Origin of the sequence: Paenibacillus sp. FSL L8-0333 (assembly GCF_037965665.1) — a bacterium.
Lineage (GTDB): Bacteria > Bacillota > Bacilli > Paenibacillales > Paenibacillaceae > Paenibacillus_AQ > Paenibacillus_AQ odorifer.
Window position 1 is genome coordinate 2957659 of record NZ_CP150186.1, and the last position, 23262, is coordinate 2980920.

Annotated in this window: 25 protein-coding genes; 17 read left to right on the forward strand and 8 right to left on the reverse strand. The window is 42.2% G+C overall.

What is annotated here, in order from left to right; translation table 11 throughout:
• Positions 1-149: 149 nt before the first annotated feature.
• Positions 150-872, forward strand: coding sequence for a sensor domain-containing protein (locus NYE72_RS13055; protein WP_051491455.1), 723 nt, complete (start codon positions 150-152; stop codon positions 870-872).
• A gap of 516 nt (positions 873-1388) precedes the next feature.
• The gene (locus NYE72_RS13060; RefSeq protein ID WP_036686387.1) at positions 1389-2780 is read left to right on the forward strand and encodes an alpha/beta hydrolase-fold protein; all 1392 of its coding nucleotides are present in this window, start codon (positions 1389-1391) and stop codon (positions 2778-2780) included.
• A gap of 172 nt (positions 2781-2952) precedes the next feature.
• Here the strand turns inward: NYE72_RS13060 and NYE72_RS13065 are convergent, their stop codons facing one another.
• Positions 2953-3681: an SDR family oxidoreductase gene (locus NYE72_RS13065; protein ID WP_076213054.1), complete on the reverse strand. Its 729-nt coding sequence runs from the start codon at positions 3679-3681 to the stop codon at positions 2953-2955.
• A gap of 165 nt (positions 3682-3846) precedes the next feature.
• Here NYE72_RS13065 and NYE72_RS13070 point away from each other — a divergent pair, with 165 nt between their 5' ends.
• From NYE72_RS13070 to NYE72_RS13100, 7 genes are all read left to right on the forward strand, one after another.
• Positions 3847-4185, forward strand: coding sequence for a winged helix-turn-helix transcriptional regulator (locus tag NYE72_RS13070; protein ID WP_036686390.1), 339 nt, complete (start codon positions 3847-3849; stop codon positions 4183-4185).
• Between the two features lie 75 nt (positions 4186-4260).
• Positions 4261-4665, forward strand: a complete 405-nt coding sequence (locus tag NYE72_RS13075) for a hypothetical protein (protein WP_143763122.1) — start codon at positions 4261-4263, stop codon at positions 4663-4665.
• 217 nt (positions 4666-4882) lie between these two features.
• Complete coding sequence (locus NYE72_RS13080) at positions 4883-5899, forward strand: ABC transporter substrate-binding protein (protein ID WP_076213058.1); 1017 nt, start codon at positions 4883-4885, stop codon at positions 5897-5899.
• A 13-nt stretch (positions 5900-5912) separates the two neighbouring features.
• The gene (locus tag NYE72_RS13085; protein ID WP_036686394.1) at positions 5913-6929 is read left to right on the forward strand and encodes an iron ABC transporter permease; all 1017 of its coding nucleotides are present in this window, start codon (positions 5913-5915) and stop codon (positions 6927-6929) included.
• A gap of 25 nt (positions 6930-6954) precedes the next feature.
• Positions 6955-7959: an iron ABC transporter permease gene (locus tag NYE72_RS13090; protein ID WP_076104305.1), complete on the forward strand. Its 1005-nt coding sequence runs from the start codon at positions 6955-6957 to the stop codon at positions 7957-7959.
• Positions 7960-7978: 19 nt separating this feature from the next.
• Positions 7979-8779, forward strand: a complete 801-nt coding sequence (locus NYE72_RS13095; protein WP_076104284.1) for an alpha/beta hydrolase-fold protein — start codon at positions 7979-7981, stop codon at positions 8777-8779.
• An 11-nt stretch (positions 8780-8790) separates the two neighbouring features.
• Positions 8791-9543 (forward strand): alpha/beta hydrolase-fold protein, encoded by a 753-nt coding sequence (locus NYE72_RS13100; protein ID WP_076104283.1) that lies wholly within the window; start codon positions 8791-8793, stop codon positions 9541-9543.
• 82 nt (positions 9544-9625) lie between these two features.
• On the opposite strand, the gene NYE72_RS13105 is transcribed toward NYE72_RS13100, so the two are convergent.
• Positions 9626-10162, reverse strand: coding sequence for an SRPBCC domain-containing protein (locus NYE72_RS13105; RefSeq protein WP_036686397.1), 537 nt, complete (start codon positions 10160-10162; stop codon positions 9626-9628).
• A 51-nt stretch (positions 10163-10213) separates the two neighbouring features.
• Positions 10214-10546: a metalloregulator ArsR/SmtB family transcription factor gene (locus NYE72_RS13110; RefSeq protein WP_036686399.1), complete on the reverse strand. Its 333-nt coding sequence runs from the start codon at positions 10544-10546 to the stop codon at positions 10214-10216.
• Between the two features lie 349 nt (positions 10547-10895).
• Here NYE72_RS13110 and NYE72_RS13115 point away from each other — a divergent pair, with 349 nt between their 5' ends.
• The 7 genes from NYE72_RS13115 (at position 10896) to mnhG (ending at position 17480) form a co-directional block, all read left to right on the forward strand.
• Positions 10896-11534, forward strand: a complete 639-nt coding sequence (locus tag NYE72_RS13115; RefSeq protein ID WP_232061321.1) for a universal stress protein — start codon at positions 10896-10898, stop codon at positions 11532-11534.
• 127 nt (positions 11535-11661) lie between these two features.
• Positions 11662-14526, forward strand: coding sequence for a Na+/H+ antiporter subunit A (locus NYE72_RS13120; RefSeq protein ID WP_038574415.1), 2865 nt, complete (start codon positions 11662-11664; stop codon positions 14524-14526).
• Positions 14526-14861 carry a Na(+)/H(+) antiporter subunit C gene (locus NYE72_RS13125; RefSeq protein ID WP_036686402.1) on the forward strand — a complete coding sequence of 112 codons (336 nt, stop codon included), beginning with the start codon at positions 14526-14528 and terminating at the stop codon, positions 14859-14861. The genes NYE72_RS13120 and NYE72_RS13125 overlap by 1 nt, the downstream gene beginning before the upstream one ends.
• The gene (locus tag NYE72_RS13130) at positions 14858-16336 is read left to right on the forward strand and encodes a Na+/H+ antiporter subunit D (protein WP_076101745.1); all 1479 of its coding nucleotides are present in this window, start codon (positions 14858-14860) and stop codon (positions 16334-16336) included. Before NYE72_RS13125 ends, NYE72_RS13130 begins: the two co-directional genes overlap by 4 nt.
• Before the next feature lie 4 nt (positions 16337-16340).
• Positions 16341-16817, forward strand: coding sequence for a Na+/H+ antiporter subunit E (locus NYE72_RS13135; protein WP_076213071.1), 477 nt, complete (start codon positions 16341-16343; stop codon positions 16815-16817).
• A complete protein-coding gene (locus tag NYE72_RS13140; protein ID WP_036686407.1) occupies positions 16814-17107 on the forward strand; it encodes a Na(+)/H(+) antiporter subunit F1 in 294 nt (97 codons plus the stop codon). Before NYE72_RS13135 ends, NYE72_RS13140 begins: the two co-directional genes overlap by 4 nt.
• The gene (gene mnhG / locus NYE72_RS13145; RefSeq protein ID WP_036686408.1) at positions 17082-17480 is read left to right on the forward strand and encodes a monovalent cation/H(+) antiporter subunit G; all 399 of its coding nucleotides are present in this window, start codon (positions 17082-17084) and stop codon (positions 17478-17480) included. The genes NYE72_RS13140 and mnhG overlap by 26 nt, the downstream gene beginning before the upstream one ends.
• Positions 17481-17614: 134 nt before the next feature.
• Here the strand turns inward: mnhG and NYE72_RS13150 are convergent, their stop codons facing one another.
• From NYE72_RS13150 to NYE72_RS13170, 5 genes are all read right to left on the reverse strand, one after another.
• Positions 17615-17992, reverse strand: a complete 378-nt coding sequence (locus tag NYE72_RS13150) for a PilZ domain-containing protein (RefSeq protein ID WP_036686410.1) — start codon at positions 17990-17992, stop codon at positions 17615-17617.
• An 80-nt stretch (positions 17993-18072) separates the two neighbouring features.
• Entirely contained in the window at positions 18073-18882 is an 810-nt protein-coding gene (locus tag NYE72_RS13155) for a hypothetical protein (RefSeq protein WP_076213076.1), read from the reverse strand.
• A gap of 60 nt (positions 18883-18942) precedes the next feature.
• Entirely contained in the window at positions 18943-20244 is a 1302-nt protein-coding gene (locus tag NYE72_RS13160) for a HAMP domain-containing sensor histidine kinase (RefSeq protein ID WP_256715451.1), read from the reverse strand.
• A gap of 73 nt (positions 20245-20317) precedes the next feature.
• Entirely contained in the window at positions 20318-20977 is a 660-nt protein-coding gene (locus tag NYE72_RS13165) for a response regulator transcription factor (protein ID WP_036686413.1), read from the reverse strand.
• 212 nt (positions 20978-21189) lie between these two features.
• On the reverse strand, positions 21190-22680 hold the full coding sequence (locus NYE72_RS13170; protein WP_076213082.1) for a 4-hydroxyphenylacetate 3-hydroxylase N-terminal domain-containing protein: 1491 nt from the start codon (positions 22678-22680) through the stop codon (positions 21190-21192).
• 202 nt (positions 22681-22882) lie between these two features.
• Here NYE72_RS13170 and NYE72_RS13175 point away from each other — a divergent pair, with 202 nt between their 5' ends.
• A complete protein-coding gene (locus NYE72_RS13175) occupies positions 22883-23260 on the forward strand; it encodes a BlaI/MecI/CopY family transcriptional regulator (protein ID WP_076213085.1) in 378 nt (125 codons plus the stop codon).
• Positions 23261-23262 lie beyond the last annotated feature (2 nt).

Sequence of the window (23262 nt, forward strand, 5' to 3'; positions counted from 1 at the left end):
AAAATCATAAAACCGATCAATTATGCGCCTTGAAGGAATAAATCCTAGCCTTTAGTCTGGTATGACTCCAGCCCCAAGACTGTTTTGAGCCTTCTCTTTCCCACGTATAATGAGATTAATTGAAAAACGTGAGAGGAAGGACAATAGAAATGAATGATAAGTTATACTCTATGCCGATGGGAGCTCTTGATTCCATGCATATTCCAGCAGAATCCCAACCCCAATCTAAAACGCGCAAACGTGGAGCAAGTCCAAAGACATATCGGAGTATTTTATACTTCTTAATCTCTTTGCCGCTTACGATTGTATATTTCGTGTTTATGGTGACAGGGCTGACGTTATCCATTGCGTTAACCCCAATATTCATCGGAATTCCTTTGTTTTTTGCAGTAGCTAAGGGATTGGATTACATCGTACAATTTGAGCAAGAGCTGGTCAGATCATTGTTAGATATTCCTAGACCTAGTGAAGAGGCCAGATCGGAAATGCAGCTGGAGGGAGCGGGCTTCCTGCAACGAATGAAGTTAGGTTTTCATGGAGCGAAGTTTGCCCGTAACGTTATGCTGATTATGGGTCGATTCGTATCCAGCATTATATTCTTTTCAATAACAGTAACTGTAGTAGCGGCTGCATTGGGCCTGATTACACTACCTGTGCTGCACCAGATTTTCTTGCAAACCATGGATTTGAACATTTTAGAGAATAGTGTGTTTGCTTTGTTCCAGATCGACTGGACATTATCCCAACAATATATCTCCTATGTAGTAGCTGGATTTGTTGTTGCCTTGTTAGCAAGTTGGGTGATTCGTATGCTTATGGATGTGCAACGTAGAATGCTGTTCGTATCCTACGAGGAAAGACAACAGTACTAATTGGAAAGAAGAGTTTGTCTCAAAACAACAACCCTTTCTGAATCTGAATAAAACACCAGACAGTGATCCTTCAGTTCGTGGAGAATCACTGTCTGGTGTTTTTGGTCTGCGGGGAGGTTTGCTTTTGCAAATGATGAGCTAGTGGAAGCTGACTGATTGCTTCTTTGATTTTTTTGGTGTCGGATGTTAATGTGGGATGTTGAAGGAATCTGCGAAATAGCTGTACTTTGTGCAGTTATTTCGAGTGCCAAAAGAATAATCCTGACTTTAACTGCACTTTATACAACTAAAAACTAGAGAATCCACTTATAAGGGAGTAATTTCAGAAAATAACTGCACGAAATACACTTATATCCAGTGATCGAGCGTTCTATTGGATTATAGTTGTATGAAATACAATTAAACTTGAGCGCTTTATAACGCTCCCCCAACTTGTGAAAAAATGTTCATAATCCCATATAAATCCTGTATAATAAGAGTTGTGAAAACGTTTGAACAAAAATCAGGAGGGGTTCTATGCATTCAAATGGATTATTTAGATGGAGGTTTTGGGGATTTGCAGTATTAGTTTTGTTAGCGCTTTCGGGATGTTCCAGTAACGGAAATGTAAATGAAAAAGTTGCTACATCACCAACCCCCAATCCAACGATAAGCAATACTTCTAATGCATCGGAGAACCCAACCAATGTGGGGGCGGCAAAAGGTACTGTGCACATAGAGAATCTAGGTGAGCGGAGAATATTTGTTTATTTACCTGCAGGGTATGAAGCTGACAGTGAGCGTTATCCTGTTGTGTATATGCACGATGGGCAGAATATTTTTAACACAAATACCAGCTCTTTAGGCAAAGAATGGAGAGTTGAGGAGATCATTGATCAGCTTGTTGCTGATGGAACCATGGAGAAGGTTATCGTGATAGGAGTCGCTTCAAGTGATGGATCAGAACGGGGAATGGAGTATGTTCCATTTCCGGATCAGTCTATTCCTTCGGATGGAGCGAGTGCAGCCGAATTTACCCAATATTTTATCAATACAGTTATTCCCTATGTGGATGGCGCTTACCGGACCATTCCCGATCGGGATCACCGGATGATCATGGGATCGTCATTCGGTGCTGTTCAGGCATTATGGATGGGGTATCAGCACCCGGAGACCTTCTCAGCGATAGGGGCTTTATCCCCTGCCACTTGGGTAAGCAATGGGCGTATATTGGATGAGTTGGCGAAAGAGTCCGGGAAGCCTGCATTGAAGATTTGGCTCGACATGGGTGTAACCGAAGGAATGCCAATTGATCCGCTTGTGACGGTACTAAAGTCGAAGGGATTTGTATTAGGGAAGGACCTATTCTTTCAGATGGACCCTTTGGGTACACATGAAGAGAAGTCATGGAATAGACGTGTACATAGTCCATTGATTATGTTCGCCGGGAAAGAGGCTGGACAAACGATCAAGCATGAAGTTAGCGACTATCTGACATTAATCGGACCAGAAGCTATCGATGTGCGTCTTAATTTACTAGTTACTATGGATAATGGGATGGATTTTACAATCCTTGACGGAGTTGAATATCAAGTGTTGAATCCTGAAGTAGGGCAGTTAGACAAGGCAGGTAAGGTGAGCTTCCTGAAGCCGGAATCCTTGAAAGTAAATGTTTCATTTCAAGGTGTTACTGAAGAACATTTAGTTAACTATGAGCATTATGTAAAGGTATTTAAAGTTTATGTGAAATCTCTTGATGTTGACGAGCATGGGGAGGAGTTCTCCATTAATCTGAAGCCCTCTGCTCGGAAATTAAATTCAACTCCTGAGTATATCTCAGCGCTAGTGAGCGCTGCTGAAAAAATCGGTATATATACAATTAAGGAGATTCAGGAGGATTCCATAAGTATAACCTTTAATACGAAGTAGTCATTGGAGTTCATAATCAAATGAGGTTATGCTCCTTATTTGAATTTACTATGATCTTAACTAAGGGAAACGGATCCCCTGGCTGATAATCAAGGAATTCTTCCCTAATTCTTTAAACTAAAAGAAGCTGACTCAATAAGTAGAAATTCTTACTTATTGAGTCAGCTGTTTTTTATCGCAAAATATATCCCCCATCCGGAAATAAAGTACTTCCTGTTGTATAGCCATTGGTCATCAAATAAATCGTTGTATGTGCTGCTTCGTCGGCATGGCCAACCCTGCCAAGGAGATTGATATTCGTATATTCGTCGTAAGCCTTGTCTCTAGTTTCCTGTTCTGCGCCTTCCCAATTAAAGTTGGTATGGATGGTTCCAGGGGAAATAACATTTACCCGAATCGGAGCCAATTCTACTGCTAATGCTTTTCCCAGACTTTCAATTGCGCCGTTACAAGCTGCATAGGAGGCACCGTCTGCAAGTGGACGTTGGCTGAATGCGCCGGACATAAGAACAATGGAGCCTGTAGGGTTGATAAAAGGGATAGCATGCTTTACAGCATTATATTGCGGCCAGAACTTTGCATTAAAGCAATTGTGAGCAACCTCTAAGCTCGAAGTTATCGGTCCTCTAACATAGGAGGCTCCCGGAGTGAACAAATGGTCAAATGCGCCGATTTTTTCAAAGAAAGCTTTCAAGTCCTGTTCATTTTGATTATCTAGTGAATATATTTCAACAGAATCGAAATCTAAAAACTGTTGAGCTTTCTCTAATTTATCTTGTGAACGCCCAGCGATTATGACAGCTGCGCCTTGTTCAACCGCTTGTTTGGCAGTCGCAAGCCCTATTCCGGAGCTTCCTCCGATAATGACGATACGCTGGTTTTTTAATGAAATAGTGGACATATTTATCTTCTCCGTTCATAGTTAATTGGACTTATTAAGTTCTGTTTTTTATTATTGGCTATAAAATATAACCTGCACAGTACGCACTTTTTTCGTACTAGGTACGATTTTTCGTACTAGCTGGTTCGAACATATAGTTATATAACTATCGAAAGAGGGGATCACATGGATTTGCTGGAGCCGAGATTGACTGGGGTTCTTACAACACTTGAAAAGATCGGTGGAAAGTGGAAGCCGCTCATTTTATTTATTTTATTGATAGATGGCACAAAAAGATTTGGGGAACTTAGACGGATCATCCCAGATGTTTCCCAAGGTACGTTAGCTAAACAATTACGTGAGCTTGAAGAGGATCAGCTTATCGACCGGGTGAGTTATCATGAGCTTCCTTTGAGGGTAGAATATAGTATTTCAGAACATGGAAAATCGCTAATTACAGTGTTGGATAGCATGTGTGGCTGGGGTAGGATGCATAAAGAATATTTGAATAATACAAATAAGTAGAGGGGGGACATTATTATTCATACTATTTTGCAGGAACCAACGGGTCAGACCTACAAGACGCTGGTACAGGTAGCTATGGAAGTATGTGATGAATTTATTCTAGTAAAACGTGATCAGATGGAGTTGGAGCCAGAAGGAGTTGAACTGCTTGAACAGCTGCAACCTTTTCTCAAAAAGGTCATAAAAGATGACTATTGGCCGGGGACTCGGCTTATGGGGCATTATGCAGATGTTTATTTTTTTCATTGTTCACCTGAAGCGGTCGATATTCTTTTATCCTATTCCACCAGCTTGTACTCGTGGGTACAGACCAGGCTGCCTGATGATCTTTGTTTTCTAAAACAAGGACAACCGTGGCTAATCAATACAGCCCATGAGAGAGAAAGCAATTTGATCACTGATGTGAATGAGGAACTTAATAGACTAGAGGAGTGCGGATTGTTGTTCCGTGACTTATCTGAGTTTTATAACGTTGATTAAAAATTTAACTCATATTTAGTGCAGAAGAACCCGCATTTGGTGCGGGTTCTTCTGCATGCTCATTAATATTTCTACGCATCTGTTAAACTACAAGATTTCATATATTCAAAGAAAAGTATTGATAATTATTCTCATATGATTTAATATGATAACGATTCTCATTATCATCACTTTGGTTTGAAGAATGATAAATAAAATATAGATGAGGAGATTGAATATGAATCAGAAAAAATATTTATTAGCTGGGGTATCAGCAGTTTTAGCTTTGAGTTTGGCAGCTTGCGGTAACAATGAGAAGGATAAGACAGCTTCAGAAAAAAGCACAAATAATGCTGCAGTAGCAGCAGAAGGAACAGCAAATAACAAAGGAAATGCGGCTCAGGAGGCAGTTGCCACTGAACAAACCGTTACATATTTGGGCAAGGATTATGTCGTGCCTGCAGAGATTAATAATATTGTAGCAGCAAGTCTCGAATCTATGGAAGATGCTGCCATACTGGGAGTGAAACCTGTAGGTGTACTTGCGATAGCTGATGCTATTCCAGGTTATCTGTCAACAGAGCTAGCGGGTGCATCCTTAGTGGGGGATAAATTTGCTCCAAGTAATGAAGCGATCCTGCAGCTGGATCCAGATGTTATCTTAGGGTCTTCCAAGTTTGGAGAAGATGTGGCCGGCGCACTTAATAAAATTCAAACGATGATTCCTTATTCACATATTTCAACGAACTGGAAAGATAACTTGCTCTTATTAGGTCAATTATCCGGTAAGACGGCAGATGCGGAAAAGATTATTAGCGATTATGAATCTAAAGCCGCTGATGCTAAGGCTGAAATCGGAGAAAAGCTGAAAGATCAATCCATTCTAGTCATTCGTATTCGTCAAGGCAGTATGTGTGTATATCCTGCTGGCGTTTATTTGAATCCGGTTATTTATGAAGATCTGGGCGCTGCCATTCCTGAGGTGATCTCCTCTACAGAGGCACAAGCAGAGCTTTCATTAGAAGCTTTGGCGGATATTAATCCGGACTATATTTTCTTGCAGTTTGAGACTAGTGAGAATACTGATAATGCAACAGCACTTGATGATTTGCTCAAGAATCCGATCTTCAAAAGCGTTACTGCTGTCAAAAATAATCATGTGTTTGTAAATGCAATTGATCCGTTGGCACAAGGTGGAACGGCTTGGTCTAAAGTAAGATTCCTGGATGCAGCAATTGAAAACCTGTTGAAGTAAAACCAAAGGTGCGATGAATAAAATGAATACAAAAAATTGGAAAGTTATATTGATCCTATCAACTTCTCCATTATTCATCGTATTAGCAATTGTTGTATCCGTCTTATATGGTGTTAAAGATATTGGAATATTGACAATATGGCAGGCGATTACACACTTCGATGCTAATAATGTGGACCACAACATTATTATGACATCTAGATTTCCGCGTGTAATCGCCGCTTTATTAGTTGGAGCGGCTCTGGCTGTTTCAGGGGCGTTAATGCAGGGGGTTACACGTAACTATCTTGCATCACCATCGATTATGGGAGTAAATGACGGATCGGCATTTGTTATTACGTTGGCTATGGTGTTTTATCCGGGATTATCGAATGTTCAGATGATTATTTTATCCATGGTGGGTTCAGCCATCGGAGCGGGTTTGGTTTTCGGATTTGGTTCCTTGGTCAAAAACGGTTTATCACCAGTCAGGTTAGCTATTATTGGGACTGTAATTGGTACTTTTTTAAGTAGTATCGCCTCAGCAGTAGCGATGTTTTTTCAAGTCTCACAAAATGTTAGCGTTTGGTATAGCTCGAAAATACATACCGTTAATCCAGATATGCTAATATTATCGATTCCTTTTATAATCGTTGGACTGCTCTTGGCGGTTAGTATTTCTAAATCAGTAATGGTTGCTTCCCTGGGGGATGAAACGGCGATTAGCTTGGGTCAACGAACAAAATGGGTGAAAATTGTCAGTATTATATCTGTTATATGTCTGACCGGGACAGCAGTAGCTTTAGTTGGCAAGATAGCCTTTGTGGGCCTAATCATTCCTCATATTACACGTTTTATCGTAGGTATAGACTATCGCTTTATCATTCCTTGCTCAGCGGTGATTGGAGCTGTTTTTTTAGCGTTATGCGATGTCTTAAGCCGTTATATTAACTTTCCGTTTGAGACGCCAATCGGTGTTGTAACAGCCTTTATTGGAATCCCGTTCTTCCTTTATTTAATTCGGGTTAAAGGGGGAGAGCAGCGTGGATAGAAGTAAAATACAGTTTAGCCGCTATATGCTGACACTATTAGTTTTTATCCTGTTAACCCTTGTGGCGGGGTATTTTCATCTTACGAATGGCGTGTTTGATATGTCTGTAATGGATGTGATAAAAACGCTGCTGCGAATAGATCCTAACCCTAAATTTGACCTGGTTATTTTTCAGTTTCGGTTACCACGGATCATTATTGCCTCATTAGTAGGAATAGGTCTGGGGATGGCGGGAACTGTCATTCAAGGAATTACCCGTAACGGGCTGGCTGATCCAGGGATCCTTGGGATTAATGCAGGCGCTGGAGCTGCCATTGTCGCGTTTATGTTTTTCTTTCAGATGTCGGGAGTTACTTTTTTCAAAGAAAGCTGGTTCTCGATACTAGCCATGCCGCTGTTTGGTTTTGTAGGTGGGCTTGCCGCAGTTGTGATTATCTTTATTTTCTCTTGGCGGAATGGTGCACTCGATATGCAACGCTTGATTTTGACAGGGATCGCGATTAGTAGTGGTTTTGGTGCGTTGTCGTTGTATATTTCTCTGAAAATGAATGCAAGTGATTATGAAATGGCCGCGGTTTGGAGTGTCGGAAGTATTTATAGCGCGAACTGGACTTATATCATTATGATCGCACCTTGGGTGCTTATTTTAGGATTTGTAATGTATCGAAAAAGCTATTTACTCAATTATTTTCAATTGGAGGATTCCAGTACAAAAAGCTTGGGGATCTCGGTAGAAAAAGAAAAGCTGATCTTTCTGTTATGCAGTGTGGGGATTGTAAGTGTTTGTGTATCTGTATCCGGTTCTATAAGTTTTATAGGCTTGATGGCTCCTCATATCGCCAGACGATTAGTAGGAATTAATCACCGCTATATTATGTTATCCAGTGCAGTGGTTGGGATGTTTTTGCTGGTGATCTCAGATTATTTTGCCAAAACAATATTTCAGCCGGCAGAGTTACCCGTGGGTATAGTCGTTTCGATTATTGGTATTCCATATTTCTTATATTTATTAGCCAAGTCAAGAGTGTAGGGGAGAGAGTACAGAAAAAATGACAACACAAGTAGAGCTCGAACACACAGAATCATGGAAACTTGAATCTCAGTATATGGGTTACACGTACGATATAAAGGTTTCTCTTCCCAGAGAAGCAGCACCAGAAAAGGGCTTTCCAGTATATTACATGCTCGATGGTAATTCATATTTTCAATTAGGTCGGGATGTCGTAAAACTGCAGTCAAGAAATGCCCCAAAAACTTTTATTGCACCAGCAATTGTGATTGGAATTGGACATTATGGTACAGATGAAGAGGTCTCTAAAAGAAGATTTTATGATTTCACACCTCCTGCGAGGCAGTATGTATATCCGGATCGATTGAAAAATGCTGACATAGGACCACATGGTGGGGCTGAGAAGTTTTTAGCTTTTTTAGAATTAGAGTTAATGCCAGCAATCAACAAGAAATATAATGTGGATCAGCATAAACAAGCCTTGTTTGGTCACTCTCTCAGCGGTTTATTTGTCCTCTGGACGTTATTCACTCGTGCGAAGCTATTCCAGTATTATTTGGCCTCTAGTCCATCCATTTGGTGGAATGATCATGAAATCCTGACGTATGCGGAGCGGTTTAATAACAATGGTCAAGTGAAGATGACCGATAAACAAAAGTTATTGATTACCGTAGGGAGTGAAGAGTCGTTTATGGTCGATGACGCAGCATTATTATTTTCAAAAATGAATGAATATGCTCTGCCTAATTTAGAGGTTGAGCACTATGTCGCACCCAATGAAAATCACGCTTCTGTAGTGCCAACGATTATGAGTAGAGCGTTTCGAGTGCTGAACTGTTAAGGAGTGGGGATATGACGCAAATTAGGGCAGGCGAGCTTGTGCTTTTTGAACATATAGATCGTCAGATTACCGTGTATTTACCGAAAGAATATCATCTATTTCCGGAGCGGATATTTCCAGCGGTTTTCTTACAGGATGGAGATTTTTTGTTCAAAGAGGCGATTATAGCTATAGAGAAAGATGTGGAAGAGGGAGTAACAGAGCCGGTTATTTTTATCGGGATTGATTCTCAACTGCGGAATGATGAATATACACCTTGGGAAATGCCTGCTCTTTTTAAGGATTGGTCCTTTGGGGGCAAGGGCGATGATTATTTGAATTACGTCTATCAGGATCTTGTACCCTATATCAAAAGCTCCTATCGCATCTCTAACGAGCCGAAGAAATTGGCTTTGGGTGGTGTTTCACTAGGTGGATTAATAAGTCTGTACGCAATGTACAAGACTGAAGCTATTTTTGGAAATTTTATATTCATATCTGCGTCTGTATGGTTTAAAGATTTCATTCATTACATGGAAGCTTCAAGACTAGATAGGGAATGCAGAATTTATATGTATGTTGGTGAACAGGAAGGTATCCACAAGACAAATGTCCAGAAGGACATGGTGCCTAACAGCAAACGTGCTTATGATATTTTAAAAGAGAAGATTGATGAAGCTGATCAGCGTGTGAAGTTTGAGACGGATCCGCTGGGCACGCATAATGACATGTTTTTCCTGCAATATTTTCCGAATAGTATCAGGTTCTTATTTCCTGCAAAATAAACATAATAGGACGAGCGGGAGAGAGTAGCCTTGCTTCGTCCTATTTATCGATGAAAAGGGTCATGGCTAGCACATAGCTGCTCTAGTTATTCTTCTGTAAATTCTCGAGATGGGCATCCAAATTGTCGAAGGTTTGGGAAATCCCCTCTAACATCCCCATATCAATAACTTGTTGCAAGGCTTCCGGAGAAGAGTATTTACCGGTATTCACCAGCTTCGTTTGACCATCCAGGACGATAAAATCTAGTTGGACAAGCGTCTCAGGCAAATCTTTTGAAATATTACCCTCTGCATCTGAGAACCCATCTGTATAAATGACTTGTTCTGGGACTGTAATTTCCTTATACAATGCCTTGCCCCAAGACTCCATACCGTAGAAATCACCTTGATTCTTATCCTCGCACTTCATGCAATAATGCCAAGTACCCCCTGGACGGAAATCGACATTACATACGGGAAGCGTCCAACCTTTTGGACCCCACCAGTGCTTCAAATGCTCAGCCTCAGAAAAAGCTTTGAATACAAGTTCACGTGGAGCTTGGAATACGCGCTCTAATACTAACGTGTTGCCATCAACAATTTTGGATACCACTTGGTTGGACGGGTTAGAATTTGTCATGGGATAGATCCTCCTCAAATTTGTTTGCTTCCTGCCAATTTCAGCCTGAGACTATGATTTTTTATTGTTTTCATTGCTCTGTAGCTTTTGCAAATAATCATCCAGTCGATCATATCGTTCTTCCCATATATGGCGGTAGGAGTCTAACCAATCGTCTATTTCCTTAAATGGATCAGGACGGAGCTTGCAAATGCGCTTGTTAGCAACAGCTTGAACTTCAATTAAGCCTGCTTCACTAAGGACACGCAAATGCTTGGACGCTTGAGGCTGCCGTAGCTGAAGACTTTCTGCAATCTCCCCAACGGTTAAGGGATTAACCCGTAATAGTTCAACGATCTGCATGCGGTGTGGCTCAGCTAAGGCACTCATAACGTTAGTATTCATAAACGAGGATCACTTCGATTCATTAAATTCATTCGCTCTATTAATGACGCACCATGGTTAAACGGCTCTATAGCGCCTCCTTTTTGTTATTTCCTGTTTGTAATATTAATTTTAATATACCATGACAGGAATATTCCTGTAAAGGAATGTATAAAATGCATTGAATGACACCTGCAAAAGAAGGGCATGATACAAGCATTAAAAAGAAATATGTTCCATGATAACCATCAAACTTTACAAAAAACATAGGAATAGATATAATTAAGTATAACTTATCGGGTTTTAGAAATACGCAAGGGGCCTAACGCCAGTGGGCTCCTTTTGTATTTCTTGGCCATGTTACAGGAGGGTGAAGGTCATACACAATGAAAAGATTATGGTTTGTGTTCATTATGGTCCGCATGGGGAGCGTTTAATCCGGCGTGGTGTCCAACTATCTGAAATTATAGGGGCGCCATTGTTTGTATTAAATGTCGATAGTTCGGATATTGATGAATATAATCAGAGCAAAGAAATGTATATGACGGTCTGGAAACGTCTTGCCGATGAAGCTGGCGCAGAGTTTATCATTCGGAAACGTGAAGGCCGAAAAACAACAGATATTATTGTAGAAGTTGCTGAAGAGAATGAGGTTACACAGATCGTCATTGGACAATCTGCTCAAACTCGGTGGCAGGAGCTTACCAAACGTAATTTCATCAATGAACTCATTGGTAAAATGAAAATGATGGATCTGCATGTCGTGGCTGTGCAGCGGATGCGCGCCGGGTTGGAAGAAACCCATGAGGAAGGCGTTATCGCCTACCTGGTCAAAAACGGGGCTGAATATCAGCTCAGTGATGAACCTCAGGGAGAGTATTCGCTTAAGGGAAAGTTCTTTCACGAACTACACACAGAATTTGAGAACGGTTTATTCAGAATTGAGCAGGAAGATGGAAAGGCTAGATATCTGCATATTTGTGATGGCACATTGACCGATTCTTTATAATCGGGCTTGCCCTTATCAACATTGGGGCCTTGTATATAAGGCCCTACCAATCATATGATCTTTGGCTTTTGGTGAAAAAGTAAGTACTAAAGTTCACAACTTGATAAGCTCAAGTGGAAAAGGAGGACTGCCTTTGCTGCATGTAATCATACTTGTTCCGTTTCTAATGGCCTTAGTAATCGCACTTTTGTCCAAGAGAGCACCCAACCTTCATAGAGGATGGCTTGTTTTCCCTGGTTCACTCGTTTTGTTTGTTTATTTCTTAACCCGGATTCCCGTTATTAAGGGTGGGGATTTGGGATATGAAACCATTTCATGGATTCCTTCACTAGGAATTGATTTAGTTTTCCATCTGGATGGATTAAGTTTGTTGTTTGCTTTGCTAATCACTGGGATGGGTAGTCTTGTAATTATCTATTCAATTTATTATCTTGACCGGCGAAAAGAAGCGTTAACCCCTTTTTATATTTATCTAATGTTGTTTATGGGGGCGATGCTTGGCGTTGTGCTCTCGGATAACTTGATGGTGTTATACGGCTTTTGGGAATTAACAAGTGTTTCGTCATTTCTGTTAATTGCCTTTTGGCATCGGCGGCAAAAATCGCGGTATGGTGCTCTCAAATCTATGTTGATTACCGTATTTGGTGGTTTAGCGATGTTTGCCGGCTTTTTAATGCTTTATGTAATGACAGGCACCTTTAGTATCCGGGAAATTTGGAGTGAGGTTGGCGATATTAGCGGGCATGCTTTATTTATTCCGGCGATGCTACTAATTCTTTTAGGCGCCTTCACCAAATCAGCGCAGTTCCCGTTTCATATCTGGCTGCCAGATGCCATGGAGGCACCTACACCCGTTAGCGCCTATCTTCACTCGGCAACGATGGTTAAAGCTGGATTGTATCTTGTCGCCCGTTTCAGCCCTGTTTTTGCGGGGCAATATGAGTGGTTCTGGGTTGTGTCAGGCGTCGGTTTGATCACCTTGATTTATGGCTCTATCCAGGCGATGAAGCAGACGGACCTGAAGGCTCTATTAGCCTATTCAACGATTAGTCAACTTGGACTGATTATGGGATTGCTGGGAATGGGATCGGCAGCGGCATTTTATGTAGGGGGAGATTCAGTCTTTTACACTGCTGCAACAACAGCGGCTATCTTTCACCTTATTAACCATGCCATCTTTAAAGGCTCTTTGTTTATGATGGTCGGTATAGTTGACCATGAGACGGGTACCCGCGACCTGCGGAAGTTGGGCGGACTGATTTCCATTATGCCGGTTACCTTTACGGTAGCGATGATCGGCAGTTTCTCGATGGCTGGTTTGCCGCCATTTTCCGGGTTTTTAAGTAAAGAAATGTTTTTTACAGCTGTTCTGAATATCCGAAACCTGGATATATTGTCTGTTCCCTCGTTGTTTACGCTCTTCCCGGTTTTGGCCTGGATTGCCAGCGTGTTTACTTTTGCATACAGTATGATTTTGGTTTTTCACACCTTTTTCGGAAAATATCAGCCTGAGAAGCTGGACAAAAAACCGCATGAAGCCCCATTTGGACTTCTGCTTGCCCCGTGCCTGCTAGCAGTGCTGTCTATATTTATCGGTTTTTTCCCGAATATATTATCCAATACACTTATTATCCCTGCAATGAATGCTATTCACCCAATCTTGCAGACCGGAGAACCCTTTGTTGTGAATATTCATTTCTGGCACGGCTTTACACCAGAAATATGGATGACACTTGGTGTTGTGATTCTTGGTATTATTGTATACCGAATCTATGGCCGCTGGAGTCTGGTCGATAAAGAATGGGGCAGTGGCTACACTTTAAATCAAGTCTATGACGGAGTAATCCGGCTGGTCGAGAAATCGTCTAGGGCGTTGACTGGCACCTATATGACAGGTTCCATGCGCCATTACTTGATGTATATCTTCGCTTTCCTGATCGTAGCCATTGGTGGAGCCGTGTGGTATACCGATGGAATTACGCTTGGGACAACTGAATATGCTCCGTTTTCGTTGTTTGAAGTTATTGTTGTTATGGTTATGCTTGTGGGCGCTTTGGCTATCCCATTTGTACGTTCCAGAATCACAGCCATTTTGTTAACAGGAATGGTTGGTTATATGGTTACTTTACTCTTTGTTCTGTTCCGGGCACCTGATCTGGCGCTTACGCAGATGATTGTCGAAGTAGTATCCGTTACATTGTTCCTGCTATGTTTTCGGCATTTGCCTAAGCTGGAGAAAGAACCGTTCAAACTTCGGTCCCGCTTGCCTAAGCTAATTATTTCCATCGGGATGGGAATAACCATGACATTGGTTGCACTTGCTGCTTTAGGCAGTAGTCCGTTCGAATCCATCTCGAAATATTATGTGGAGAATAGCTATACCTTGGGTGGCGGTAAAAATATTGTTAATGTTCTGCTCGTTGATTTCCGCGGCTTTGATACCATGTTTGAAATTACAGTGCTTGGCCTTGCCTCACTTGCTATTTATTCCATGATCAAACTGCAGTTGGATACGGATGGAACTATTGCCCCACTGAAGCGGGCTGTGAAGGATAATAAACCACGTTCTTCTGTAAGTGATGATGTGTTACTACAAGCGGTAGCTAAAGTAGCCTTCGTTATGATACTAATATTTTCGCTTTATCTGTTTTTCGCCGGACATAATAATCCGGGAGGCGGATTTATTGGGGCTTTGATGGCATCAGCCGCATTGGTACTGCTCGCCATTACTTTTGGGATTGATATGGTTGAGAAGGTATTGCCTATCGACTATCGTAAGTTAATCGCGATAGGGGTATCTGTAGCTTTTCTTACAGGAATAGGTTCGTTTTTATTCGATGTACCTTTTCTGAGCCAAGCGTTTGGCTATTTCCAACTGCCACTTATGGGCAAAACAGAACTGACCACAGCAATGTTCTTTGATCTCGGTGTTTTCTTAGCTGTTATTGGTGTCACTATGAATATCATATTTACGATCGGGAGGGATAGCTAATGGAGCTTATTATTGCCCTGGCGATCGGTGTACTGTTTTCCGTAGGTGTTTATCTAGTTCTTTCCAAAAGCTTGCTGCGTATCCTTCTGGGAACCACTTTAATAACGCACGGCGTTCATTTGTTGTTACTGACAATGTCTGGCCTCAAGACAGGTGCTGCACCATTGCTGGGTGAGGAAGCGGAAGCTTATGTCGATCCTTTGCCGCAGGCGCTCATTTTGACCTCTATTGTAATTAGCTTTGGAGTAACAGCATTTTTTATTGTTTTGGCATACCGGACTTACCGCTCGACGGGTACCGATGATGTGGAAGGAACCAAGGAGGAGAGACGATGAACAACTTGTTAGTGCTGCCTCTGCTGATTCCGGCCATTACGGCAGTTATACTCATTTTTCTGAAAGAACGAGTACGTCTGCAACGAATCATAAGTGCCGTCAGTGTGTTTTTAAATATCTTTGTTGCAGGATTCATTGTGTATCAGGTAAATACAAACGGTATCCAGACCTTATATATGGGGGGATGGCGTCCACCTTATGGCATTGTGTTTGTTGCCGATATGTTTTCGGCATTGCTCGTGTTGACAGCGGCCATTGTTGGTGCGGCTTGTCTGTTTTTTTCCTTCGCTAGCATTGGGGAAGACAGAGAACGGTTTTATTACTACCCGTTTTTCCATTTTTTATTAACCGGGGTTTTTGGCTCTTTCCTCACCGGGGACCTGTTTAACTTGTTTGTCTGCTTTGAGGTGCTGTTAGTTGCTTCTTACGCTTTGATCGTACTTGGTGGGTCCAAGGGTCAACTTCGAGAGACATTAAAGTATGTATTAATTAATGTGATTTCCTCTTCCTTGTTTGTGGCGACGATTGCTTATTTATATGCTGCGACAGGCACACTGAATATGGCGCATTTATCTATGCGTGTAGCAGAGGCGGGACAAGGCGGTGTAATGAACGTCATTGCGGTCCTGCTGCTAATTGTATTTTCGATTAAGGCAGGTTTGCTGCTCTTTTTCTGGCTTCCCGATTCCTATAGTGCACCGCCATTGGCTGTTAGAGCCCTGTTTGGGGCTTTGTTAACCAAGGTAGGATTGTATGCAATTACACGTACCTTTACTTTGATTTTTATTCAAGAACCGGGACTCACCCATACATTGATTGCCTGGATGGCGGGGGCGACAATGATACTTGGGGCAATCGGGGCATTGGCTTACAACGATCTGGGCCGAATATTTAATTATAATATCATCATCAGTGTAGGATTTATTGCTTTTGGGATCTCTGTCGCAACTCAGGATTCGTTAAATGGTGTAGTGTTTTATTTAATGCATGACATGGTTGCCAAAGCATTATTATTTTTCCTGGGTGGGATGATTATCTCAGCTTCGGGCACCGACCGATTAAAAGAAATGGGTGGTTTGATCCGACGTTATCCGTGGACCGGCTGGATGTTTTTTGTACTGACTTTGGCATTGGTTGGTGTTCCACCCCTTAGTGGTTTCGCTGGAAAAGTGATGATGGTGCGTAGTGGATTTGGAGAGAATCACGTGGCTCTGGCGCTGATTGCACTTGCATCCAGCTTTGTAGTGTTATATTCCTTGATCAAGGTATTCCAGCAAGTATTCTGGGGTGGCGAGAAAAGGGAAGAACAAGTCAAACCGCTTCATTATAAAGCCATGATGGCACCGGCGGCTGTTCTGTTCGTGATTGTAATACTGATGGGTGTAGGTGCGGAGACGGTAAACGGTTTTGTGAGTCAAGCCGGAGCCGTACTGGCTGATCCAGCACTATACATTAACGCTGTCATGAAGGAGTGATACTATGGCTTTTCAACTATTATTGAATTTCATGATAGCATTCCTGTGGATGTTCCTGCACAATGACTGGACTGGGCCACGTTTCGTCATTGGTTTCTTGATCGGTATCCTCATTCTGCTCGGAATGCGACGTTTTTGGCCCAGATTATATCTAGGAAAAGTGTGGGCAATTATTAAGCTAATCCTTTTGCTGCTGCGGGAACTGGTCGTTTCAAGTTATGTAGTGGTAAAAGCCGTTCTGAGACCGGAGCTTAATATACGTCCAGCAATCTTGAAATATACTACAGAGCTGAAATCGGATTGGGAAGTGGCTACTTTGATCACATTGCTCTGCCTTACTCCCGGATCTGTGGTACTTGAAGTATCGGATGATAACCGGACTTTGTATATTCATGCCATGGATGTTGATGATCCCGCACAGTTCAGAGCGAATATCCGTGACACCTTTGAGCGTGCGATATTGGAGGTGACCCGTTTATGATCCATTTTATTCTTATGCTCTCGCTTACGATTATGGCGCTGGCGATTGGTGTATGCGCCTGGCGTTTGTTGAAGGGACCTTCTTTGCCTGACCGGGTAGCAGCACTGGATACGATTGGAATTAATCTGTTAGCCATGGTAGCCGTTCTTTCTGTTTTACTCCGAACGCAGGCTTTTATCGAAATTATTTTGTTAATAGGCATTCTTTCCTTTATCGGCACGACGGCATTTGCCAGATACATCGAAAGGGGAGTGGTGCTAGAACATGGAAACGATCAAGACAGTCGGTGAATTGCTGTTTGCTTTGTTAATTCTGATGGGGGCATTGCTTAGTGCTGTAAGTGCTTATGGACTGATTCGGCTGCCTGATGTTTATCTGAGATCGCATGCCGCTGCTAAAAGTGCAACCCTTGGTGTTTTATGTGTTCTGAGCGGGGCCTTTCTATATTTTGCATTTTTTCTAGATCATATAAGTGCTAAGCTGCTACTGGGGATTGTCTTTGTATTTATGACCTCACCTTTATCTGCGCATTTGACAGGTAGAGCTGCTTATCGCTCAGGGGTTCCCTTATGGAATCGCAGAATTCAGGATGATTTAAGAGAGGTACTGGAGAAAGAAAAAGCTGTAGCAGCATCCCCTGAACGGGATGTGCCTCAAGAATAAAATTCAGGAAATGTTAGTCTGTAATTTCGGATTACAACAATAAGTTTGGATCGCAATAGCTAAAAAGCAACAACCCTGCATGAAAACGCGGGGTTGTTGCTTTTTTAGTTTAAAACTACTCTTTTTTTGTTATCTTAACGAACTAATATTTTGCCTTCTCCAGCAAGTATGCGAAGTACCCTTGGGAGTCGTTCACCGTCATTCTCAGGGATGTCCAACTGAATGCCGTAGTGGAAACTGCCTTGTTGTTCTTTGTTCCATTTCAATATTCCTTCTATGTACATAGATTCATCCGTAAGATTCATTTCCATGCCAATGCGTACTAGGTTATTTTCTGGGTTGATATTGAGGGGTAACGATAAGTGGCAACCCGATCGACTGATGTCGAACAATACAGCCCTTACAGGCTTGGAAGGAACCTGGATGCCGTTAATAGTAAGAATATGAAGATCAAATGTTACAGGTTCTTTAAGGGTATATCGAAAAGGTTCGGTTCTGCGATTAGTGTTCATATGCTCCTCCATACTTTTCCATGTATTATAAATTATCGACATAAAAGTAGGATTAGTGAAGAGCTGATTCTATTTTTGATTTATTTCACTACTTGAGCAGTCTCGTAGGTAAGGCAGCGCAGACTTTGATCAGGATAACGCATTTCTGCCGTGTAGCTGCTGCCATCTTCCAGCATCATCTGAACAGCGACCATGCCGCGTTTATCATTGGTTTCAGTGTTGATTAGTGTTGCTGTAACAATTTTTCGGCTTTCTTTTTGTTTATCTGTAAGGATAGTAATGGCCGTATTGATCCAACTAGCATCTTTATAGATGGCGCTGGCAGCAGAAGGGCTAATTGGTGTTCTTTTCAGAGAATTATTAATCGCGGTCGTATTCACTACCATACCGTTTATGGGATCAATTAGTACATCGTATTCCCAGAATTCCTTACCTTGCCCTTCTAGGGTCTTGGCGTTATATGGACTGAAATGTACAGCCCATGTCCACGGCAGCGAGGTTCGGGTATCACTCAGAATAACCCGCATCTGCAGCTTTCCCATGTCCACTTCGAATAATTTGCGAACGCTTGAAGCAGCGAGAGCAACGGTATCGCTTTGACTCAAATGCCCTACAGCAGGCGGTGTAACAGTGTTCCGTTTGGATACAGAAGTCTCATTACCAGCCATGTCTATGAAATTGTTAATTTGTTGTATTTCTTTAGGGCTCGTCTGCGGTTGTAGATCGTCATTCTCTGTGGACACCCGCGTGGGTGCTTCCAACTTCACCCCTGGGGTTTTGATGTTGGTTAAAGCTAAATGGGTGGTGTTTTGAATGACTGCACTGACGATTAGCAGACTCCCCGAGAACAGGAGTACAGCTAAAGCAGTGGGGAATTTTTTGTTATTCACTTGAATAACCTCCATTTGCTTCGGATGATGCTGAATCTTCCTAACCTTAAACTATAGATGTTATAGAGTAGGTGAACAGATGTTATGGAGTTGTAAAAAGATGCGGATACTTGTTCCTTGACCTAAAGTAGAATTCAGTGAAATTCTGGCTTGATGTGCATCTGCGATTTGCTTGCATAAAGATAAACCAAGACCCGCACCCCCGTATTCGCGTGTGCGCGATTTTTCACCTCGATAAAAGGGTTCAAAAACACGCGCGCTCTGTTCCGGGGTCATCCCAAATCCCGAATCACATACTTCCAATATGGCTTCATTTTGCAATGCATAGGCAAGCAAGCGGATGGTGCTCCCTTGCGGAGATGCATGAATGGAATTTTCGACAAGGTTAACCAAGAAGGAAGCTAGCAGATCATGATCACCCCAAACCGCAGGGATCGAATAATCCATTTCTAGTTTGATGCCTGCTTCGTCCAATTTAAGCTGCACAATCTGTTTAACCGATTTGAACAAATCTGATATGTCTACTTGTTTCAGAGTCAGAGGATGATGCCGTAGGACGGACAAATCCAGCAGTTTGAAGGCTAAATTCTTCAGGCGTAAGGTTTCACTAAGGATATATTGACCTGCCATCTGCTGTTCTTCCTGGCCTATATTTGCGGAAGTCAGAAATTCAGCAAATCCCTGCATACTGGTTAAAGGTGTGCGCAGTTCGTGGGCGAGGTTATCGACCATTCTCTGCTTTTCATCGGCCATATTAGACAGTTCGATCACGTGCTGTTCCACTGCGTTTGCCATTCGGTTAAAGTTCAGGGCTAACTCACCAAATTCATCTTTACTGCGCAACTGCACACGCTCAGTATATTTGCCTTCAGCGATCGTTTTTGTAGTCTTTGAAAGCTGTTTAAGTGGTTTGGTCAACTGCCGGATCAGCAAGTAGAGTAATAGGAGCAGAATTGGACCGATAATCCAGTTAATCATTACAAAAAAACGGTTCAGCTCATGCTGCTTAGCATACAGGTCACTGATATCACGTTGATAAACGATCGTCAAAGCTTGATAGGGAGCAGGGAGCTCAGTAGAGAGTTGAATAGAATGTGATTCCGGCGTTGAGACGGATGGGACTCCGGCATTCGGATAAACCAGCTGGTCATTCTCCCAGAGCTGTAGTCCGATTCCCTGCTTATGATAAAATTCACCATAGGATTGAGCCACGCTGGAGATTAAAGTAGAGGTAAGTGTGGCCCCACGGGTCTGAATCGATTCAAGATTTTCATAAATGTTGTTTGCAATTAATAGCTGTTCGCTTGAAGCACGCTGCATTTCGCTGTCCATGTTCAGCTGCCAGCTTTTTTTCATAATCATTATTACACTCACATCTAGGGCGACGATGAAGAAGGCGAGGACTGACAGCAGAATTTTATGCCAGAATCTCATACTAGACCTGAACTTCCAAGCGGTAACCAAGCTTAAATACGGTTTTAATTCGTTCTTCCCAGCCTAGTTTTTTGCGCAGCTGCCTGATGTGGACATCTACGGTACGGGTATCTCCTTCAAAATCATAGCCCCAGGCTAATTCCAGCAACTTTTCCCTTGATAAAGCAATGTTTCTGTTGCGGATAAGGACTTCAAGAAGCTCAAATTCCCTAGCGGTTAAATCTACGGGTAGTTGATCCACCATGACAAGCCTCTCAAGATAACGTACCTCAACGTTTTCACAAAGAAAATTGGAAGTGCCTTTTTCGCTCCTGCGTAACACCACATTGATTCTTGCCAACAATTCAAGGATTTCAAAAGGTTTAATGATATAATCATCGGCGCCCAGCTCAAAGCCCTTGATGCGATCAGCCAGTGAATCTTTAGCGGTGATTAGAATCACCGGAATTTGTAAGTGAGCAATCCGCTGCATGATCTCAAAACCATCCAGTTCGGGCAGCATTATATCGAGCAGAATTAAATCGGCCTTTTCACGTTCCAGCAGTTCAATAACCTCCAGCCCGCGATAAGCCTTGCTATAGGTATGTCCGACTAATTTTAGATTCATAGTAATTAAGTCACTGATTGCACGTTCATCTTCTACGACTATGATATGGCCCATAGTTCATTGTTCCCTCCTAAGCTAGCAAATCACTTCCTAATGCTAATAAACTATAAACAACTTATTACAGAATTGTCCAGTGAAGGTATGAAAAAGCATCTAGTTCTTCATAATTTTGATTGTGAATAGAGCTCAAAAAGGACTGAAAGAGAACGAAAGCAGTCTCTTAATCAATCCTAAAACACATCATTATAAGCCTTTGCAACTCTTTACTAATTGGAAATTCCATCCGTTGTTGACTTAGGCAAGGGGGTATCGGGGGCAATAAAATCGTGAACGATTTGACGGAAATATTCGTGATTATCATAGCTGTTGTACATACGCCAGGCCACCGTTTGGGAGTTGCCGAAAAATAACCGCTCGAACTGGGTTTGACGACCTCCGAATGCACCCGCTCCTAGTTCCCACGCCAGCCGGAATAAGGCATTTCGATACCATGCATCCGAGACATTCCCCTTCAAATATTCATAAAGATAAGAACCAGCGCTTGATGTAAAGTCGGCTTCAGAGGGGATCATGATGAGACCGCTTGAACTGAGGTTTTGAACCATTTCAACCATTTCTGGATAAAACTCTGAAAAGTGAATGGTTGAAGCCAATAGTGGTCCCTTGTCTGGAACGAGATATCCAAATTTGTCGAGCGAAGCCCCTATTTCCGCTGCAAGTCTTAAGGCTTTGAAAGTTTCTAAATAGGTTAATATTCTGGAAATAGGCAAAATCGTGTAGGATTCAAGGACAGCGTTTTGTTCTTCAGCCAAAGACTCTAGCATACCAAGAAAAAACTCGGTTTTTGTAATATAGCGGGTGACAATTTGGTGGGCCATATGCGTATGAAAGTTACTCTCGCCGAATAATCGGGAACAGTACATTTCATCGCCATAATAAAATATACGATCATGAGGGATAAGTACACGGTCAAAGATAACAAGGGTATCCATTTCTTCATATCTTGAACTTAACGGATGGTCGTAAGTAGATGAGGCAGCGTAGCTTTCACGGCAAAAAAAAGTCATTCCAGGCAGATCATTAGGCACCGCAAAGGCAAACGCAAAGGGATTATCATCATCCACAAGTGAGGGTGAGGGAGTCGGGAATACAAGCATTTCATCGCAGGTAGCTCCCTGTGTTGCCATCATAAAAGCACCGGTAACAATCATCCCCTCATCATTGATTTCTACGACTTTAGCAGCGATAGAATCCTCTGTAGCATCAATCTGGCCGGATATTTTGCTGGCTTGAGGCTGGATGAAGGCATGGGATAAGGTAATGTCATAATCACGACAGTAGGCATAGTATTTTCTGAGGTTCTCAGCATATTTCGGATTAAGGTCCTCAAGGATATCAGCAGCTGTGAAGAGAGACATAATGGCTGTATTCATATAATCGGGGGAGCGTCCTAAAAATCCATGATGTCTATTGGACCAAAGTTCAATCATTTTTCTCCGGCGTTCTAAATCTTCAGCATTTTTGGGTGGAAGAAAAGATAAACCAACAGGATCTCCAGTATCAGGTGAAGGATAGGTCATATGCGCCAAATAACGTTCATCACACTGCATGTTATACATTTCAGCTTGTGTTTGTATGAGACCCTGAAAGGCAGGGTGTTTGGATAAAGGACCTTCAATACGTGTTCCTCTGTACCAGATATTGATCTTTTGCCGGTCGATTCGTTCGATGTATTGATTACCTGTTTTTATAGGCATAGGTTCCACCTCATTGAAGTCATCTTTGACTAATAAGCCGTATTATTGCTATTAATGTACGTGACCATGAATCTACGTGTACATTGTCCATATACCGTGTGTGAACAGGGAGTTTGGGGTTGACATAAACGAAGCTGACTTGTATATTTTGGATATTGGATTACAAATGTAGTCATGCCAGGAAAGAATGGTGGATAGTATTATGTCTAAGGAAACTCCAAGGATTTCGGATGCCGAGTGGGAAGTGATGAAGGTGCTGTGGGCAAGTGCCCCGCGCACTGCAGGTGAGATTGTTGAAGCACTAGAAGGCAGCAGGGACTGGAACCCAAAGACGGTACGGACGTTGATTAAGCGTCTGACAGAGAAGCGGGCTATTGGTTATAACCAGACAGGTAGGTTGTATTCATATTATCCGCTGGTGAGGGAAGAGGAATGTGTCCAATCGGAGACACGATCCTTTCTGAAGCGGATCTACGGTGGAACTCTACGCCCGATGTTGGTCAATTTTTTGCAGGATGAAAAGTTGTCCCGGGAAGATATTGAAGAATTGAAGAGAATTTTGGATGAACGAAAGGACTGAGC

Coding starts and splice junctions, on each gene's coding strand:
- NYE72_RS13055 (WP_051491455.1), top strand. CDS start 150: ATGAATGATAAGTTATACTCTATGCCGATGGGAGCTCTTGATTCCATG.
- NYE72_RS13060 (WP_036686387.1), top strand. CDS start 1,389: ATGCATTCAAATGGATTATTTAGATGGAGGTTTTGGGGATTTGCAGTA.
- NYE72_RS13065 (WP_076213054.1), bottom strand. CDS start 3,681: ATGTCCACTATTTCATTAAAAAACCAGCGTATCGTCATTATCGGAGGA.
- NYE72_RS13070 (WP_036686390.1), top strand. CDS start 3,847: ATGGATTTGCTGGAGCCGAGATTGACTGGGGTTCTTACAACACTTGAA.
- NYE72_RS13075 (WP_143763122.1), top strand. CDS start 4,261: ATGGAAGTATGTGATGAATTTATTCTAGTAAAACGTGATCAGATGGAG.
- NYE72_RS13080 (WP_076213058.1), top strand. CDS start 4,883: ATGAATCAGAAAAAATATTTATTAGCTGGGGTATCAGCAGTTTTAGCT.
- NYE72_RS13085 (WP_036686394.1), top strand. CDS start 5,913: ATGAATAAAATGAATACAAAAAATTGGAAAGTTATATTGATCCTATCA.
- NYE72_RS13090 (WP_076104305.1), top strand. CDS start 6,955: ATGCTGACACTATTAGTTTTTATCCTGTTAACCCTTGTGGCGGGGTAT.
- NYE72_RS13095 (WP_076104284.1), top strand. CDS start 7,979: ATGACAACACAAGTAGAGCTCGAACACACAGAATCATGGAAACTTGAA.
- NYE72_RS13100 (WP_076104283.1), top strand. CDS start 8,791: ATGACGCAAATTAGGGCAGGCGAGCTTGTGCTTTTTGAACATATAGAT.
- NYE72_RS13105 (WP_036686397.1), bottom strand. CDS start 10,162: ATGACAAATTCTAACCCGTCCAACCAAGTGGTATCCAAAATTGTTGAT.
- NYE72_RS13110 (WP_036686399.1), bottom strand. CDS start 10,546: ATGAATACTAACGTTATGAGTGCCTTAGCTGAGCCACACCGCATGCAG.
- NYE72_RS13125 (WP_036686402.1), top strand. CDS start 14,526: ATGGAGCTTATTATTGCCCTGGCGATCGGTGTACTGTTTTCCGTAGGT.
- NYE72_RS13130 (WP_076101745.1), top strand. CDS start 14,858: ATGAACAACTTGTTAGTGCTGCCTCTGCTGATTCCGGCCATTACGGCA.
- NYE72_RS13135 (WP_076213071.1), top strand. CDS start 16,341: ATGGCTTTTCAACTATTATTGAATTTCATGATAGCATTCCTGTGGATG.
- NYE72_RS13140 (WP_036686407.1), top strand. CDS start 16,814: ATGATCCATTTTATTCTTATGCTCTCGCTTACGATTATGGCGCTGGCG.
- mnhG (WP_036686408.1), top strand. CDS start 17,082: ATGGAAACGATCAAGACAGTCGGTGAATTGCTGTTTGCTTTGTTAATT.
- NYE72_RS13150 (WP_036686410.1), bottom strand. CDS start 17,992: ATGAACACTAATCGCAGAACCGAACCTTTTCGATATACCCTTAAAGAA.
- NYE72_RS13160 (WP_256715451.1), bottom strand. CDS start 20,244: ATGATTATGAAAAAAAGCTGGCAGCTGAACATGGACAGCGAAATGCAG.
- NYE72_RS13165 (WP_036686413.1), bottom strand. CDS start 20,977: ATGGGCCATATCATAGTCGTAGAAGATGAACGTGCAATCAGTGACTTA.
- NYE72_RS13170 (WP_076213082.1), bottom strand. CDS start 22,680: ATGCCTATAAAAACAGGTAATCAATACATCGAACGAATCGACCGGCAA.
- NYE72_RS13175 (WP_076213085.1), top strand. CDS start 22,883: ATGTCTAAGGAAACTCCAAGGATTTCGGATGCCGAGTGGGAAGTGATG.